Origin of the sequence: Novosphingobium sp. AAP93 (assembly GCF_001296055.1) — a bacterium.
Lineage (GTDB): Bacteria > Pseudomonadota > Alphaproteobacteria > Sphingomonadales > Sphingomonadaceae > Novosphingobium.
Map to the genome: position 1 here is coordinate 1 of NZ_LJHZ01000001.1, position 15,931 is coordinate 15,931.

The following is a 15,931-nucleotide window of genomic DNA, read 5'->3' on the forward strand; positions in this document are numbered from 1 at the left end:
CCTGCTCCCGATCTGGGTGGGGCATGTAACCTATATGGTTCGTTTTGTCAAGGGTGACGTGTCTCTGTGAGCGCGGCGCGCCCCCACCCGGCCTCCCCCGACCGGGGGAGGGGCAGGTTGCTTCAGCGGGAGAGCACCTTGGCTTCGATCCACGCGAGGATTTCGGCGCGGCGGATGCGGTTGTCGAGGACGTCTTCGTCCACGCCCAGCTGCCATGCGAGGCCCGCGTTGGCGGGATCGGCGGCGAGGGCTTCGAGCTTTTCGCGGTAGCTGGCGAGTTCGGCCATGTCGGCGAAGAAGCCCTGGGTGACCATGTCTTCGGCGTAGAGTGTGTAGAGCTGGACGAGCTGGGCGAGGTCGAATTCGGGGTGGTACTGCACCGCCCAGACTTCGCTGTTCGCCAGCGGAATGACGGCCGCCTGAATCTCGCTGTGCGCGTTGGAGGCGAGCAGGGTGGCGCTTTCGGGGAGGCGGATCACTTCGTCGTAGTGGATGCAGGGCGCGTCGAAGACGGGGGCCTTGCCCTTGAACATCGGGTGCGCGCGGCCCGCGTCATTCAGCAGGATCTTGCGGGCGAAGCCGACTTCGCGGCCCTTGGGATTGTAGGCGACTTCGCCGCCGGCCGCGACGGCTGCGATCTGGAGGCCCCAGCAGGAGCCGAAGATGGGGAGACCGGCTTCGGCGGCTTGCTTGAGCCATTCGATCTGGTTCGTGACGGCAAATTCGGCGTCGTAGGCGTGGAGCGCCGAGCCGGTGACGACGAAGCCCGCGTAGTCGGACCAGGTACGGCCGCCGGGGATCGTCTCGCCCTCGTCGGCGCCGTTGAGGACGTCGAGCGCGATGTCCGGATAGTGCGCGGCGATGGCTTCGATGTAGATTTCGCTCGAGGTGCGCACGCCGAGTTCATGGGCGCGGGCGCGCTTGGGGGCGGTGTTGCCTTCGAGCAGCAGCAGTCGGGTCATGTCAGGTCCTGAAAGTCAGTGCGCCGTGGCGGCAAGGTTCGCGCGGTAGGCCTGCGGGGATTGGCCGCTCCAGCGGTGGAAGGCGCGCGTGAAATTGCTGTGTTCGGCATAGCCCAGCCTTAGCGCGATCTGCGCGATCGACAAATCGGGACGGACGCGGAATTCGAACACCGCCTGCCGCATGCGGCATTCATCAAGCACTTGCTGGAACGAGGAGCCCTGCTCGGTGAGCTTGCGGCGCAGGGTGCGGCTCGACATGCCCATTTCGCGGGCGAAACGCTCCTGCTCGATCGCTTGAGTATTGAGATCGCGCAGGACCATCTGGCTGAGCCGGTCGACCAGCGGGGTCTCGCGGCGCTTGGTGACGATCGAACGGGTGAGCTGGCGCACGTCGACCGCACCGGGTTGCGCGGTGGGCAGCGCGAGATCGAGGAGCGCGGCGGGGAAGCGGATCTGGTTGGTATCGGCGCCGAACGTGCAGGGCGCGCAGACGACCTTGCCGATATCGCCGCGCATTTCGTGGCTTTCGGCTTCGAACGCGAACTCGATCTTGTCCCAATGCCCACGCGTGCCGCGCTTGAGGATCTGGCTGACGATGCCGAGGGTGAACATGGCATCGTGATGGCGCGGCCAGATATCGGGATCGAGGATGCGGTAGCTGACCGAGGCCATGTCGTCCTCGAGCCCGAGGCGGATATCCGTGCAGTCCTGCAGGAGGGAGAAGTAATCGACGAGGCGGCGCAGCGCGGAGCCGACGCGGCCGGCGGAATTGATCGCATCCCCCAGCGGGCCGAGCCCGGCGAGATCGTAGGTGCCGCCGGCAAGCCAGGGGATCGCGACATCGCGGGTGCGGGTGACGACATTCTCGGAAAAGCGGACGAATTCGGCCAGCGGCATCGAGTCCGGCGGCGGGCCGTCACCCAGCATGGGCGCGGCGGCGGTGTCTTCCAGAAAGCTCTCCCAGCCGTTCATTGCGGCGGCGCGTACGGTCGCAGGTGCCATGCTGTCTCCCCGAGGCACGTATCCTTATGGTGTGAGGCTAAGCGATTCGCTGGCTACGAATATTGATCTAAATCATCAAAAGATGATCGAAAATTTCACTGGCGAGGGCATGGACGCCGCGTCCGGAATGTCCGATCCTGCCAAGCGGGGCGGCCCCTGCCATGCAAGGGCGGCGATGACAGTCGGGAGATACCTTGCAGATGGCGACAGCTGGGCCGGTAAGGCGCGATATCGATGTGAACGGCTGGCCGGCGATCCTCTGTGCGGTGATCCTTGGCACGATCGGCGTGCTGTCGTTCATCATCCAGCCGGGCGTGGTGCAGGGCTATGTCACGCAGCTGAAGGTGGATGAGGCGACGGCGGTGAACCTCGCCGGTGTCGAGATGCTGGGCGTGGCGCTGGCGACGATTTTCATGGCGGTGCGGGGAACACAGATCAACTGGCGCTGGGTGGTCGCGGGCGGGTTGCTGATTGCGGCGGCAGGCAATCTGACCTCGCTCGGCGCGCCGCTGGGCGGGCGCTTCGAGATCGCGCGGTTTGTCGCGGGGCTGGGCGAGGGAACGATCACTTCGATCAGCTTCACCTTCGTGGGTGTGACGGTGCGCGCCGAGCGCAATCTGGCGCTCTATCTCACGCTGCTGCTGACCTATGGCGCGTTCGGGCTGTGGTATCTGCCGGGGTTTCTGGGGAGCCATGGGCTGGATGCGATGTTCATCGGCTTTGCGGTGCTCTCGCTGGCGTCGCTGCTGACGCTGCCGTTTCTGCCGCATGCCTATTCGGCGGAGGAGATGGTCAACCCGGAGGCTCGGCAGCTGGGGACGCCGCTGCTGGTGGTCGCGCTGGCGGGGGTGCTGGCCTACAATCTGGCGCAGGGGATTGCCTGGGCGGTGCTGTTTCTGGTCGGCGTGGGAGCCGGGCTTGGCGAGCAGGCGGTGGCGGATGCGCTGTTCCTCTCGCAGATTCTGGCCGTGGGCGGCGCGCTCGCCTCTGTTTTCCTCGCGGGGCATGTGAACCGCAACGGCGCGATTGCGTTCGGCATTCTGGCGGGGGCGGCGAGCATTGCGCTGCTGATCGGGAAGCCGAGTTTGACGCTGTTTGTGGTCGGGGTCTGCGGGTTCAACGTGCTGTGGAACTTCGTGCTGCCGTTCATTCTGGGCCGCGTGTGCGATTTCGACGAGAGCGGGCGGATGATGTCGTTCGCGATCATGATGCAGATGATCGGCCTCGGCGGCGGTCCGCTGATTGCGGGGCAGCTGCTCGATGGCTCTGGCTATCGTTCGGCGGAGCTGCTCTGCGTGGGGCTGTTTATCGTGAGCTATGCGCTGCTGCTCATTCCCATCCGCAAGCATCAGGCGCTATCCGCGCTGCCTGCCTGACCTTGTTTCGAGAGGAGTTCGTGCGTGTTTGAAACCGTGCCGGAAGGAACCGGCCTCGCTGTCCATAACCCTGCGACCGGCGCGCTGATCGCGACGGTGCGCGACTATGCGCCTGCCGAGATCAGCGCGATCATCGATGAGGCGGATGCGGCGCGCCCGGCGTGGGCGGCGAGGACGGCCAAGGAGCGCGCGGGCGTGCTGCGGCGCTGGTATGGGCTGATCATGGAGCGGCAGGAGGAGCTTGCCGCGCTGATCACCGCCGAATGCGGCAAGCCGCTGGCCGAGGCGCGCGGCGAAGTGGCTTATGGCGCTGCGTTCATCGAGTGGTTCGCCGAGGAAGCCAAGCGCGCCTATGGCGAGACGGTGCCAACCTTTGCCAATGGCAAGCGCGTGCTGACGATCAAGCAGCCGGTGGGCACGTGCGCGGCGATCACGCCGTGGAATTTCCCGATTGCGATGATCACCCGCAAGGTGGGGCCGGCGCTGGCGGCGGGGTGTTCCATCGTGGTCAAGCCCGCCGAGGCGACGCCGCTGTCCGCGCTGGCGCTGGAGACTTTGGCGCGCGAGGCCGGTGTACCGGAAGATGTGTTCCGCGTGACGCCTTCCAATGATCCGGCGGGGGTGGGCACGCTGTTCTGCCAGCATCCCAAGGTGCGCAAGCTGAGCTTTACCGGCTCGACTCGCGTCGGCAAGATCCTGATGGCGCAGGCGGCGCAGAACGTGACGCGGCTGAGCCTCGAGCTGGGCGGGAACGCGCCGTTCATCGTGTTCGACGATGCCGATCTGGATGCGGCGGCGGACGGGCTGATGGCGTCGAAGTTCCGCAATGCCGGGCAGACCTGCGTCTGCGCCAACCGCGTGCTGGTGCAGGACGGGGTTTATGATGCGTTTGTCGAGCGGGTGCGGGCGAAGGTGGCGGCGCTTGTGGTCGGCGATGGCGCGGCGCCGGGGACGACCATCGGCCCGCTGATCAATGCGGCGGCGGTGGAGAAGGTCGATAGCCTGGTGCGCGATGCGCTGGCGGGCGGAGCGAAGGCGCTGATGGGGGGCAGTCGTTCCAACGCAGGTCCGGGGTTCTTCGAGCCGACCGTGCTGACCGATGTGCGCGGCGATATGGGAATCGCGACTTCGGAAATATTCGGGCCGGTTGTGCCGATGATCCGGTTCAGCGACGAAGCCGAGGCGGTGCGGCTGGCCAACGACACGCCCTACGGCCTTGCCGCCTATTTCTACGCGCGCGATCTGGGGCGCGTGTGGCGGGTGATGGAGGGCCTCGAATACGGGATGGTCGGGGTGAACGACGGCATCCTTTCGACTGAAGTCGCGCCGTTTGGCGGCATCAAGCAATCCGGCCTTGGCCGCGAAGGATCGCGCCACGGCCTCGATGAATATCTCGAACTCAAATACTGCCTGATGGGGGGAATAGGCGCATGACCAGCAACACTGAGCTTTGGGCCCGCCGCGAAGCCGCCGTGCCGCGCGGGGTCGGATCGATCCACACGCGGTTTTTCGAGCGCGGGGTGAATGCGGAAGCCTTCGACGCGGAAGGCAATCGCTACATCGATTTCGCGACCGGGATCGCGGTGTGCAACACTGGCCATTCGGACCCGCGCATTGTCGAGGCGGTGAAGCGGCAGCTCGATGCATTCTCGCACTGCTCGTTCCAGGTGACGCCTTACGAGAGCTATATCGCGCTGGCCGAGCAGCTGAATGCGGCGGCGCCCATCGCGGGGCCGGTCAAGACGGTGTTCCTGACGACGGGGGCGGAGGCGCTGGAGAATGCAGTGAAGATCGCGCGGTCTGCCACCGGGCGGCGCGGGATCGTGACGTTCCAGGGCGGCTATCACGGGCGCACGCTGCTGACCCTGGCGATGACGGGGAAGGTGCTGCCGTACAAGGCCGGGTTCGGGCCGCTGCCGGGGGATGTGCACCACACGCGCTTCCCGATCCCGTATCACGGGTTTGACGAGAAGCAGGCCGTCGAGGCGCTGCAGGCGCTGTTTGCTTCGACCATCGAGCCGAGTGCCGTCGCCGCCATCGTGCTCGAGCCGGTGCTGGGCGAGGGCGGGTTCTACACCGCGAGCTATGCCTTCTTCCGCGCGCTGCGCGAGATCTGCGACAAGCACGGCATCCTGTTGATCGCCGACGAAGTGCAATCGGGCTTTGCGCGGACGGGCAAGCTCTTCGCGATGGACTGGGTGCGCGAGGCGACCGGGGTTACGCCGGACATCATGACCATCGCCAAGGCCATGGCGGGCGGCTTCCCGATCTCGGGCGTGATGGGCCGGGCGGACCTGATGGACGCGCCGGAGACGGGCGGGCTGGGCGGCACTTATGGCGGCTCGCCGCTGGGCTGCGTGGCGGGTCTGGAAGTGCTCAAGATCATCGAATCCGACGGGCTGTGCGAGCGCGCGGTCCATATCGGCAATACGATCAAGGGCACGCTGCGCGCGCTCCAGCAGGGCGGCATGCGCGTGATCGGCGATGTGCGTGGTCCCGGCGCGATGGTGGCGATGGAACTGGTGCACGATGGCGATCCGGACCGGCCCAATCCGGAGCTGACCAAGGCGGTGGTGACCGAAGGCGCGAAGGACGGGCTGCTGCTGCTGTCGTGCGGGATGCGCGGGAATGTGGTGCGGTTCCTGCCGGCGCTGACGATGCCGGACGAGCTGCTGGGAGAGGCGATGGACCGGCTCACCGGCGTGATGCGGCGGGTAGCGGGCTAGGGCCTGCGGGTATTTGCCCCAGGGAGGGCTGCGAACGGCCGCCTTCCGCGCTTCCGGTGCTCACGTACATGAAGTACGCTGCGCTCCGGGTCGCGGAAGCCAGCCATTCTCGCTCCACCCTGAGCCAAATCCCCACAGGCCCTGAAGTGGCGAAAAAGGGGACTGTCCCTATTTTTCGGTCTTGCGGTAGCGGCCGGGTGATAAGCCGAAGTGGCGGGCGAAGGCGCGGGTGAAGCTGGCGCTTTCTGAAAAGCCGACGTCGAGGGCGATGGCGCTCACGTTGCGGCGGCTGGTGCGAAGCAGGCGGGCGGCGGCTTCCATGCGCTGGGCATTGACGAGCGTGCGCCAGCCGGTGCCTTCGGCGGCGAGGCGGCGGTTGAGGGTGGGGACCGAGAGGCCCAGCCGTGACGCCACTTCGGCGAGGCTGGGCGGCGCATCGAGGGGGGCGGCTTCGATCAGGGCGCGGACCTGGCCGGTGAGCGAGGCGTCGGAGCCGCGGCCGGCGAGGCGCTGGAGGTGTTCCTCGATGATCGGATGAAGGCTGGGGCTGAGCACGCGGCCGCGGGTGTCGAGGTAGCGGCCGTCCATGGTGATCGCGTTGCAATCCTGCTCGAAGAACACGTCGCAGCCGAAGAAATCGCGGTAGCGGGCATATTCGCCGACCCGTTCGTGCTCGAAGCGGACTTCGCGGAATTCGATCTCGCCGCCGGTGAACTGGCGGGCAAGGCTGACCATCGCGCCGATGGAATATTCCGCGTCCTGCCGGCGGCGGGTAAGCGATTGATCGAGCACGCCGTAGGAGAAGGTGGCCCAGCGGCCTTCATCGGTGAACTGGTTGCGGCTCGCCTGCTGCATGGTGGCAAGGTGGCGGGTGAAGCTGGTGAAGGCGGTCCTGAGATCGGGTGCGCTGAGGAACAGGAAACTCAGCGGGCCGAGACTGTCCGAGCCGGACAGGCGGCCGACGTGGAGGCCGAAATGGGGATTGCGCACGAGCTGTGCCGCGTCCTCGAAAAAGGCGATGAAGTTTGCGAGCGGGATCAGGCCGTCGGGGTCTTCCAGCATGGCGCGGGTGACGCCGATGCGCGCGAGCAGACTGGCGGCGGAATGGCCGGTGAGTTCGACGCAGTTGGCCACGTGGCGCAGGAATTGCGCGGCGATCTGGGGTTCGGCCATGGGGCGAACCTATCAGTCGCCGCGGTTGCCGTCACTTCGTCTCGAGCGCGGACTCATAGAACGCAGCGCCCTGGCCGCCGGCGGCGCGCAGCCCTCGGAATTCCCAGTCGCCGCCCATCGCGGTGGAGATCACTTCCTCGGATTCAGTAGGCTGCGCGCCGCAATCGTCGCGGATCGGGGTGGGGCCGTGGACGATGGTGTTGGTGAGTTTGCCGAGGCCTTCGACTTCGACTTCGACCACATCGCCGGGCTGGACCGGGCGGCTGTTCGCAGGGGTGCCGGAAAGGAGCACGTCGCCGGGTTCGAGCGTGATCGTGCGGGCGATATCGGCGACGAGGTAGAGCATGTCCCACTCCATCTCGGCTGTGTTGCCGTCCTGCTTGACCTCGCCGTTGACGATCGTGCGGATCTGCTTGCCCCGGAAATCCCAGCCGGTGACGAGGCCGGGGCCGATGGGGCAGAGCGTGTCAGACCCCTTGACGCGCAGCATCGAGCCCGCATCGGTGTCGCGAAAATCGTGGAGGCCGTAGTCGTTGGCGACCGAGTAGCCGAGGATGTAGTCGGCGGCTTCCTCCGGCGAAATGTTGCGGCAAGAGCGGCCGATGACGATGGCGATTTCGCCTTCGTAGTTGAGGTACTTGCAGCGTTCGGGGCGGACCACGGCGCCCTTGTGGGTGTTGAGCGCGGTGATCGGCTTGTGGAAGTAGGTCGGCGCGGGCGGGAGCTTGGTGATGAACTCCTTGACCCGGCTTTCGTAGTTCAAATGGACGCAGATGATCTTGCTGGGGTTGCACGGCGCAAGGTGCACCGCATCATCGATGCCGATGCTGCGACCGTCCTTCGTGACGAGCTCGTCGCCGTGGCGGGTGGTGAGGATGGGGTAGCCATCGAGCAGGATGCGGCGATATTCGGTGGTCATCGGGAGGCCCTCGTTTCCATTTGTGGTATCCCTTAGCCGCGCCGGGCGCCACAGGCATTGGCCGCTGCGGCCAAGCTTGGCGGGGCGGGGGCGCTAGATACGGGTGCGAGACATTCTGACGAGGTATCCATGAGCGACCTGAAGGGCCTGTTCTATCCGCGCACGCCGAGCGGCAAGGCGAGCATCGTGCCGCCGGTGCCGTGGCACTATTCGGGCGAGCTGATCACGCTGGAATACCGCACGGACCCGGCCAAGATCGCGGCGCTGCTGCCGGAGGGCTTTTCGCTGGCGGACGAGGATCCGGGCGCGGTCGCGGCGATCTGGGCGGACTGGCAATCGACTTCGGACGATCCGGCGCAGATCCTTGATCCGGTGCGCGTGCAGTACAAGGAGATGTTCATCGTCGTGCGCTGCAAGTTCCAGGGCAAGACGTGGTCGCGCTGTGTCTATATCTGGGTGGACAAGGAATTCGCGATGCTGCGGGGCCAGCATCAGGGCTATCCCAAGAAGCTCGGCTCGATCCAGATGAGCCGTCCGGTCTATGTCGGCAAGGCGGGGCCGCGGCTGCAGCCGGGCGGGACATTCGGCGTGACTTTGGCGGCGTTCGACCGGCGGCTGGCGGAGGGGCGCTTCACCATCACGGAGACGGCGGAGAAGCCGGGCTTCGTCAATGGCCTGCCGATGGTGCACAACCGCTGGATGCCGGCGATCGAGACCGACGGGACGCAGAGCCTCGACGAAGTGGTGACGATGTCGAGCTACGACGTCGATTTCGGGCGCTGCTTCAAGGGTGATTTCGACCTCACGTACTTCGATTCGCCGGTCGAGGAACTGCTGGATATTGCGCCGCAGGAGAAGATCGCGGGCTATTGGCACGAAGTCGGTGTCTCATGGCGCGCGGGGACCACGCTGGCGCGGAACAATCTCGCCTGATCAGCGCACGACCGCACCGCCTTTCATCACCAGCCTGATGCGGGTGAGGGCGGTCAGGTCGCGGGTCGGGTCGCCTTCGACCGCGATCAGGTCGGCGAGGAGGCCGGTTCGGACTGCGCCGCGATCGGTCAGGTGGAACGCCGCAGCATTGCCCGAGGTCGCGGCGATGAGGACTTGCGTTGGCGCCATCCCGGCGGCGGCCATTGCGCGCATTTCGCTCGCGTTGTCGCCGTGGGCGAAGACACCGACATCGCCGCCCATGCAGATTGGTACGCCAGCGGCCATCGCGGCGCGGAACGCAGTGCGGCTCTCGGCGACGGCGGCGGGCGGGTGTTCGGGATCGGTCCAGCCGCGATAGCGGGAGATCGCCTCGGAAGCGGCGAGCGTGGGGCAGAAGGCGATGTGCCTGGCGGCCATGGCCTTGAAGACGGCGGGGGTGCCTTCATCGCCGTGCTCGATGGTATCGACCCCGGCGGCGATGGCGCGGCGCATGCCTTCGGCGGTGACGGCATGGACGGCGACGGTGCGCCCGGCATCGTGGGCGGCGGCGGTGGCGGCGTCCAGTTCGGCCTGGCTGAACGTGGGCAGGCTCGGCTCGCCCGGGCGGTAGTGGTAGTCCGCATAGAGCTTCACGACATCGGCGCCCGCCGCGATCTGACCCCGGACCGCGCGGACAATGCGTTCGACGCCGCTGGCTTCCTCGGCGCCCTGGGGCACGATGACGCCGGGCTCGAAGCCCTTGGGGCCATAGGCGCCTTGCGCGACGATGGCGCGGGTGGCGACGAGGAGGCGCGGGCCGGGGGTCAGGCCGCTGTCGATGGCTTTTTTCAGGCCGACGTCGGCATAACCAGCGCCTTCGGTGCCGAGGTCGCGTGTCGTGGTGAAACCGGCCTTCAGCGTGATCTCGGCGGCCTTGGCGGCGCGGATGGTTCGGACAGCGAGCGGTTCGTGGAGGACCTGATCATCCCACGGCGTTTCGTTGTAGGGGTGGAGAAACAAGTGGCCGTGGCCCTCGATCATGCCGGGCATGAGCGTCTGGCCGGGCAGATCGATGGTCTGCGTGCCAGCGGGGACGGAGAGGTTCGGGCCGACGGCGGCGATGCGCTCGCCCTCCACCAGCACTTGCCAGCCGGGATGGGGGGCGGGGTCGGTGCCGTCGAAGACTGCTGCGGGGCGGAGCAGGGTGCGCTGCGGCTGGGCGTTCGCGGTTGCCGGGAGCGAGAGGGCTATGGCTAGTGCGATGATGAAAAGGGCCTTCAAGCGCCGCGCTCCCCGGTTGAATGCAGGTCAGGCCTGTACAGGAAGAAAAGCCAAGCCCCGTGTCAAGCACGGGGCGACGGAAACCGGGGTGGTATTCCGGTTGGCGGGAGACATCTGCCTCTGCCAGTTGTGGAGCGTTTGCGAACCGGCGTGACAAATTCGGCGCAGGTTTGTAGCGAGCCACTTGTGACCGTTACAGCACGCAAAGCGCCCGCCCTTTCCGAACCCGAACCAGCTCTGGCCACGCGGATCGATCCGCGGTTGCTGGCGCGAGATTTGCAGGCGTTTCGTGATCCCTCGCCGGTGCGGAGCGCATGGGAACTGGCGATCACGCTGGTGCCGTTTGTGGCCTTGTTCGCGGCTATCGCGGTGGCGGTGAAGGCAGGCTACTGGCTGGCGCTGGCGGCGACGCCGCTGGCGGGGCTGTTTCTGCTGCGGCTGTTCATCATCCAGCATGACTGCGGGCACGGCGCATTTCTGCGCAGCCGCGCGGGGAATGACTGGATCGGGCGCTTGCTGGGGGCGTTCACGCTGACGCCTTACGATTGCTGGCGCTATTCCCACGCGCAGCATCATGCGGGCACCGGCAATCTCGAGGCGCGCGGGTCTGGTGACGTCGACATGCTGACGGTACGCGAATTCCGCGAACTGTCCTGGCTGAGACGGCTTGGCTACCGGCTCTATCGCCATCCCGCGGTGCTGCTGGGGCTGGGGCCGGCCTATCTGTTTCTGCTGCGCCACCGGTTGCCGATCGGGCTGATGACGGCGGGCTGGGTTTACTGGGTGAGCGCGCTGGGAACCAATCTGGTGACGGCGCTGCTGTTCGCGCTGCCGCTCTACGTCTTCGGTTTCGGCGTGACAGCGCTGGTTTTCCTGCCGATCGTGCTGAGCGCGGCATCGCTGGGCGTGTGGCTGTTCTATGTGCAGCACCAGTTCCGGGATGCCTACTGGGAGCAGCGCGGGGACTGGTCGTTCTTCGAAGCCGCGCTCGAAGGGAGCTCGTATCTTGAGCTGCCGCGCATTCTCGCGTGGTTTACCGGGCATATCGGGATCCACCATGTCCATCACCTTTCGAGCCAGATCCCGTTCTACCGGCTGCCCGAAGTGCTGGAGCAGCATCCGGTCTTGCGCGAACTGAACCGGTTCAATGTGGTGCAGGCGTGCGGGACGCTGCGCCTCGCGCTGTGGGATGAGGAGCGGCGCGGGATGGTGACGTTTCGCGAGGCGGCAAGGTTGGCTTGAGCCGCCTGCCCACCCCAAACTCCACCTCCTTCGACGGGCTCAGGATGAGCGGGAGGGGCTTAAGAAGCAGGGGTCAATCGTTGATCTGCTGGCTCGGGATACCCCTCCCCAACCCCTCCCCGAAGGGGGAGGGGCTTTTGATTTCTAGGGAAGCGGCCCGTCGGGCAGGCCGAGTGCCGCGCGGTCTGCGGTGGCGCCGGCGAGGTCGATGCCGGCGAGGGCTGCGCGGGCTTGCGCATCGAGGAGGCGGACGCGGGCGTCGGTGGCGGCTTCCTCGCGCATGTTGAGCAGGAAGAAGTCGCTGGCGCCGAGATCGAAGCGGCGGCGTTCGGCGGAGGCGAGGTCGTCGGCGAGGGCGGCTTCGTCGGCGGCGAGGCGGGCGGTCTTGGCGGCGCCGTCGACGGCGATGGCGATGCCCTTGACTTCGACGGCGATCTGTTCGCGCACGAGCTGTTGGCGAGTGCGCAGGCCGTCGATCTCGGCGCGGGCCTCGGCGATCTTGCCCTTGGCGCTGCGGCGCTGGAGCGGGACGGTGAGGCGGATGCCGACAATGGCTTCCTCGCCGTCGCGCGATTTGCCGCCGGGCCCGGTCTTGCCGATGTCGTAGGAAAGCTCGCCGCGCACATCGAGGCGGGGCTTGAGTTCGTTTTCGGCAAGCGCGAGCTTCAATTCGGACTGGGCGAGGCGGGCGCTGAGAGTCTGCACGTCGGGCCGGTCCGCCGCTTGGCCGGGGCGCGAGGGCAGGAAGCCGGGGAGCGAGGCGGGCAGGCGATCGGGCGTGGGCACGAGGCGTTCGCCGTTCTCGTCGCGGTAGAAGAACGAGAGCGCGTTGGCGGCGGCGCCGAATTCCTGCTCGGAGCGGACGACGAGCGCGCGGCGGCGGACGATGTTGGTGTCCGCCTCGGTGAGGAGGATCGCGGGGCGTGCGCCGAGCTGGACCTGCCGGGCGATGCCGGCGCGGCGCTGCTCGGCGAGGTCGAGGAGCGCCTGATACGCCTTGAGGCGCAGGCCGGCGGCGACCCAGTTCTGATAGGTGGCGGCGGCGCGGGCCTGGACGCCGATGGCGACCATCTCGCGTTCGAGGCGAGCGGCGTCGATATCGCGCGCGGCGATGGCGATGCGGCCGCGGCGCTCGTCGATGGCCTTGTCGCGAAGCAGGGCGAACAGGCCGCCGATCTTCAGTTCGCCGAGGCGGTCGGTATAGGCCTTGTCCTCGTAGATGGGGAAGGTGCCGCTGCTGACGCGGTAGCCGCCGTAGATCGAGCCGCCGTTATTGGTGAGCGGGCGGGTTGCCTTGCTTTCGAGATAGCTGCCCGAATAGTAGCCGAGCACGCGGCTGCCGACATCGACATCGAACACGGTATCGAACGCACCTTCCGCCGAGAGCGCGCGGCCTTCGGCCTGGCGGACGCGGGCCATCGCCTCGACGATCTGCGGCGCCTGCCGGGCCGAGCTGTCGAGCACGTCAGCCAGAGTGAGGGGCGGGGTCTGCGCTGCTGCGGCGACGGGCCACAGCAGCGCGAGAGCCAGCAGAAGGCGGCGGATCATTTGGGCTTGCCCGCTTTCCGCACGGTGGCGTCGTCGTCCTTCGCAACGCCATAGTCGTCGCCGGCGCTCTTGCCGCCCTTGGCGTTGATCGAATCCTTGATGTCCTTGCTGAATTCAAGCGGGAAGTCGTTGAGCTGGCGCCAGAGTTCGTAGCCGACGCGGACGGTTTCCATCTGGATCCAGCCGCGGACCTTGGCACCGAGCTTGGTGAAGCGCAGGTCGGGCCAGGGGCGCTTGCCGGGGGCGGGTTCGACGAGGACGCGGAACAGGCCGCCCGCGTTCGAAGTGGGGTCGACCGCGCGGACGCGACCATCGAAGATGCCTTGCGCGACCGAGGGCCAGCCGGAGAACTGGATCGCGGGCCAGCCTTCGAATTCGAGGCGGACCTGCTGGCCGGGGCGGACGAGCGCGATATCGCGGCCATCGATGTAGAGCGCGACGGCGCGCTCGGCAGTTTCGGGCGCGACGGTGGCGAGAACCGAGCCGGGTGAGACCACGCCGCCGGAGAGCGCGGCGTTCACGGTCTGGATGCGGCCATCGCGGGGGGCGCGGACGACCTGGCTCGATTGGCGCGCCAGCTGGACGTCGATGCGCTGGAGCTTGGCGCGCGATTCGGCGAGTTTGGCGCCGCCTTCGGCCACCTTGATCTGCGCGAGTTCGTAGTCGCGGCGGGCGATCAGGCCATCGCGCAGCAGGGCGGAGGCGCGGTTGACGTCGAGCATCGCGGTGGCGCGCGACTGGGTGACCGCGGCGATCTCCGCCTCGATCTGCGCGCGTTCTGCGGCGAGGCGGGTGAGGTAGTCAGGGTCGAGGTCGATCACGCGGGCGATAGGCTGGCCAGCCTTCACTTGCTCGCCGTCCTTGACGTACCATTCGCTGATGCGCCCGGAGACGAGGCTGGAGACATCGGCGGCGCGGTCATCGGGATTGAGCGCGACGACGAGGCCATCCCCGTTCGCGGTCTGGACCCAGGGCACGAAGGCCATGACCAGCGCGGCGGCGGTGATGCCGAGCGCGACCAGCCACGCGGTGATGACCACCACGCGCGGCGCCTTCATCTTTGCGAGCGTGGGGAAGTGATCGATATGCTCAAGACGATAGGGCACGGGCTGCCTCCCGGTCTGCTACGTGGGCCGCGAGTTCGGCGGCGGAGGCGAAACGGATCTGCTCCTGACGGCCGAGCCAGAGCCAGCCATCGAGCGCGAAGGAGCCGGGGCGCGAAGTGCACAGGAGCACGGTGGTGCCGGCGGCCTTCAGGCGTTCGAGCACGCCGAACAGCTGCGCGGGCGGCATCACATCGAACACCGGCGCGAGGACGAGGACCTTGGGGCAGGCCAGCAGCGCGTTGGCGAGCTTGAGCTCCATGACCTCGCCCACGGTGAGCGGCCAGCCCGAGGAGGCGAGCGGCGTATCCAGTCCTTCGGGCAGGCTGGCGATGCGTTCGCTGAGGCCGACGGCATTGATGGCGTCGAGGATGCTTTCCGAGGTCGCGTCAGAGATGGCGAGATTGAGGTATTCGCGGATGGTGACTTCGACGATCGTTGGCCGGTCGAGCACGATGATTTCGGAGCGCAGCAGGTACATGTTGAGCCCGCCGAGATCGGAGCCGCCGACGGTGACGAGGCCGTGGTCAGGCGCGACGTGGCGCTTGAGCAGCATCGAAAGCGTGCGCTCGACGCCCGGTTCGGGGACAGTGACGAGGCGTTCGCCGGCGGCAAGCGAGAAGTTGAGATGCGTCTCGCCGAGCTTGACGTCGCGCAGGGAGATGGCGCCGTCGCGGGGGCCCTGCGTGCTGGGGATGGGCAGCTTTTCCTGCGCAATGCCGTAGAGGAGCGAGAGTTCCTCGCAGGAGGCGACGAGATCGTAGAACGAATCGAGGTACCAGCCGAGCTGGCTGACGCCGTAGAACACGCCGGAGAGGATGAGCTCGGCGCCGACGAGCTGGCCGATGGTCAGTTCGCCCGCGAGGATGAGATTGCCGCCAAGGGCAAGGAGCGCGGCCGAAGCGGTGGCGTAGAGCGTGAAGAAGGCGAGCGTCTGGGCAAAGCTGTAGCGGAAATAGCCCTTGTGCTTGGCGATGTAGTTGGCGGTCATCGCCTCCGAGCGGTCCATCGCGAAGCCGACGTGGCGGCTCGATTTGTAGAAGCCATTGGAGCCGCCGACGCTTTCGAGCCAGCGCGCGGTATCGTGCTTGGCGTGACTGAGCGCGACGGCGTTGGTCATCGAACCGCGCGACCAGAGCAGCCAGACGACGAGCAGCGCGAGCAGCAGCGTGACGTTGAAGGCGAGGAAGAAGGGGTGATAGAAGCTGGTGACGATGAGGCCCACCGCCGATTGCAGCACGATGGTGAACCCGCCGATGAGCAGGCTCGGCACCGATTTCTGCACCACTGTCAGGTCGAAGAAGCGGTTGAACAGGTCTGCCCGGCGCGCATCGCCGAAGAAGGGATCGCGCGCGTGGACGGCGCGGATGGTGATTTCGGCGACGACGCGGGCGAACAGGCGCCGCTCGAACAGCGTCATCACATAGACGCGCAGCGCCGAGAGCATCGCCACGACGAACAGCAGCGTGAAAAGGAGCGCCGCCAGCGTCCAAAGCTGGGCAGGCAACGCGGTGTAGGCCACGCTGTTGATCAGGAGTTGGACCGAGATGGGGGTGGCGAGCGACAGCAGGCCTATGGCAATGCCATAGACCGCCGCCAGGCGCAGATATCCCGCGTCCGGCCCGATGATTTCGGCCAGCCATCGTATTGCATCGCGCAGTTCGACCCGCGTTGGTGCAGCCATGAA

At 67.0% G+C, this 15,931-nt stretch carries 13 protein-coding genes; 5 read left to right on the forward strand and 8 right to left on the reverse strand.

Going from position 1 to position 15,931, the window contains the following annotated elements; translation table 11 throughout:
- Positions 1–122: 122 nt before the first annotated feature.
- Together IP83_RS00005 and IP83_RS00010 are read right to left on the reverse strand one after the other, a co-directional pair.
- Positions 123–962, reverse strand: a complete 840-nt coding sequence (locus IP83_RS00005; RefSeq protein ID WP_054120150.1) for a type 1 glutamine amidotransferase — start codon at positions 960–962, stop codon at positions 123–125.
- A gap of 15 nt (positions 963–977) precedes the next feature.
- On the reverse strand, positions 978–1,964 hold the full coding sequence (locus tag IP83_RS00010; protein WP_082364370.1) for an AraC family transcriptional regulator: 987 nt from the start codon (positions 1,962–1,964) through the stop codon (positions 978–980).
- A 200-nt stretch (positions 1,965–2,164) separates the two neighbouring features.
- Here IP83_RS00010 and IP83_RS00015 point away from each other — a divergent pair, with 200 nt between their 5' ends.
- Genes IP83_RS00015 through gabT form a run of 3 tightly spaced genes read left to right on the forward strand, consistent with a single transcriptional unit; the run spans position 2,165 to position 6,066 of the window.
- The gene (locus IP83_RS00015) at positions 2,165–3,340 is read left to right on the forward strand and encodes an MFS transporter (RefSeq protein ID WP_054120152.1); all 1,176 of its coding nucleotides are present in this window, start codon (positions 2,165–2,167) and stop codon (positions 3,338–3,340) included.
- 24 nt (positions 3,341–3,364) lie between these two features.
- Complete coding sequence (locus IP83_RS00020) at positions 3,365–4,774, forward strand: NAD-dependent succinate-semialdehyde dehydrogenase (RefSeq protein ID WP_054120153.1); 1,410 nt, start codon at positions 3,365–3,367, stop codon at positions 4,772–4,774.
- Positions 4,771–6,066: a 4-aminobutyrate--2-oxoglutarate transaminase gene (gabT, locus tag IP83_RS00025; RefSeq protein ID WP_054120154.1), complete on the forward strand. Its 1,296-nt coding sequence runs from the start codon at positions 4,771–4,773 to the stop codon at positions 6,064–6,066. The genes IP83_RS00020 and gabT overlap by 4 nt, the downstream gene beginning before the upstream one ends.
- 168 nt (positions 6,067–6,234) lie before the next feature.
- Here gabT and IP83_RS00030 read toward each other — a convergent pair whose 3' ends face one another.
- On the reverse strand, positions 6,235–7,239 hold the full coding sequence (locus tag IP83_RS00030; RefSeq protein ID WP_054120155.1) for an AraC family transcriptional regulator: 1,005 nt from the start codon (positions 7,237–7,239) through the stop codon (positions 6,235–6,237).
- A 31-nt stretch (positions 7,240–7,270) separates the two neighbouring features.
- A complete protein-coding gene (locus IP83_RS00035) occupies positions 7,271–8,158 on the reverse strand; it encodes a fumarylacetoacetate hydrolase family protein (RefSeq protein ID WP_054120156.1) in 888 nt (295 codons plus the stop codon).
- A 129-nt stretch (positions 8,159–8,287) separates the two neighbouring features.
- Here IP83_RS00035 and IP83_RS00040 point away from each other — a divergent pair, with 129 nt between their 5' ends.
- Entirely contained in the window at positions 8,288–9,091 is an 804-nt protein-coding gene (locus IP83_RS00040) for an acetoacetate decarboxylase family protein (RefSeq protein WP_054120157.1), read from the forward strand.
- Here the strand turns inward: IP83_RS00040 and IP83_RS00045 are convergent, their stop codons facing one another.
- Positions 9,092–10,351: an amidohydrolase family protein gene (locus IP83_RS00045; protein ID WP_054120158.1), complete on the reverse strand. Its 1,260-nt coding sequence runs from the start codon at positions 10,349–10,351 to the stop codon at positions 9,092–9,094.
- 186 nt (positions 10,352–10,537) lie between these two features.
- Between IP83_RS00045 and IP83_RS00050 the strand changes: the two genes are divergently transcribed.
- The gene (locus tag IP83_RS00050) at positions 10,538–11,593 is read left to right on the forward strand and encodes a fatty acid desaturase (RefSeq protein ID WP_054120159.1); all 1,056 of its coding nucleotides are present in this window, start codon (positions 10,538–10,540) and stop codon (positions 11,591–11,593) included.
- Positions 11,594–11,737: 144 nt separating this feature from the next.
- On the opposite strand, the gene IP83_RS00055 is transcribed toward IP83_RS00050, so the two are convergent.
- The 3 genes from IP83_RS00055 to IP83_RS00065 are packed head-to-tail and all read right to left on the reverse strand — an operon-like array spanning position 11,738 to position 15,928.
- Positions 11,738–13,141, reverse strand: a complete 1,404-nt coding sequence (locus tag IP83_RS00055) for a TolC family protein (protein ID WP_054120160.1) — start codon at positions 13,139–13,141, stop codon at positions 11,738–11,740.
- Positions 13,138–14,247 carry an efflux RND transporter periplasmic adaptor subunit gene (locus IP83_RS00060; protein WP_369816976.1) on the reverse strand — a complete coding sequence of 370 codons (1,110 nt, stop codon included), beginning with the start codon at positions 14,245–14,247 and terminating at the stop codon, positions 13,138–13,140. Before IP83_RS00060 ends, IP83_RS00055 begins: the two co-directional genes overlap by 4 nt.
- Positions 14,231–15,928, reverse strand: coding sequence for an ABC transporter ATP-binding protein (locus IP83_RS00065; protein WP_054120162.1), 1,698 nt, complete (start codon positions 15,926–15,928; stop codon positions 14,231–14,233). The genes IP83_RS00060 and IP83_RS00065 overlap by 17 nt, the downstream gene beginning before the upstream one ends.
- Between the last annotated feature and the right edge of the window lie 3 nt (positions 15,929–15,931).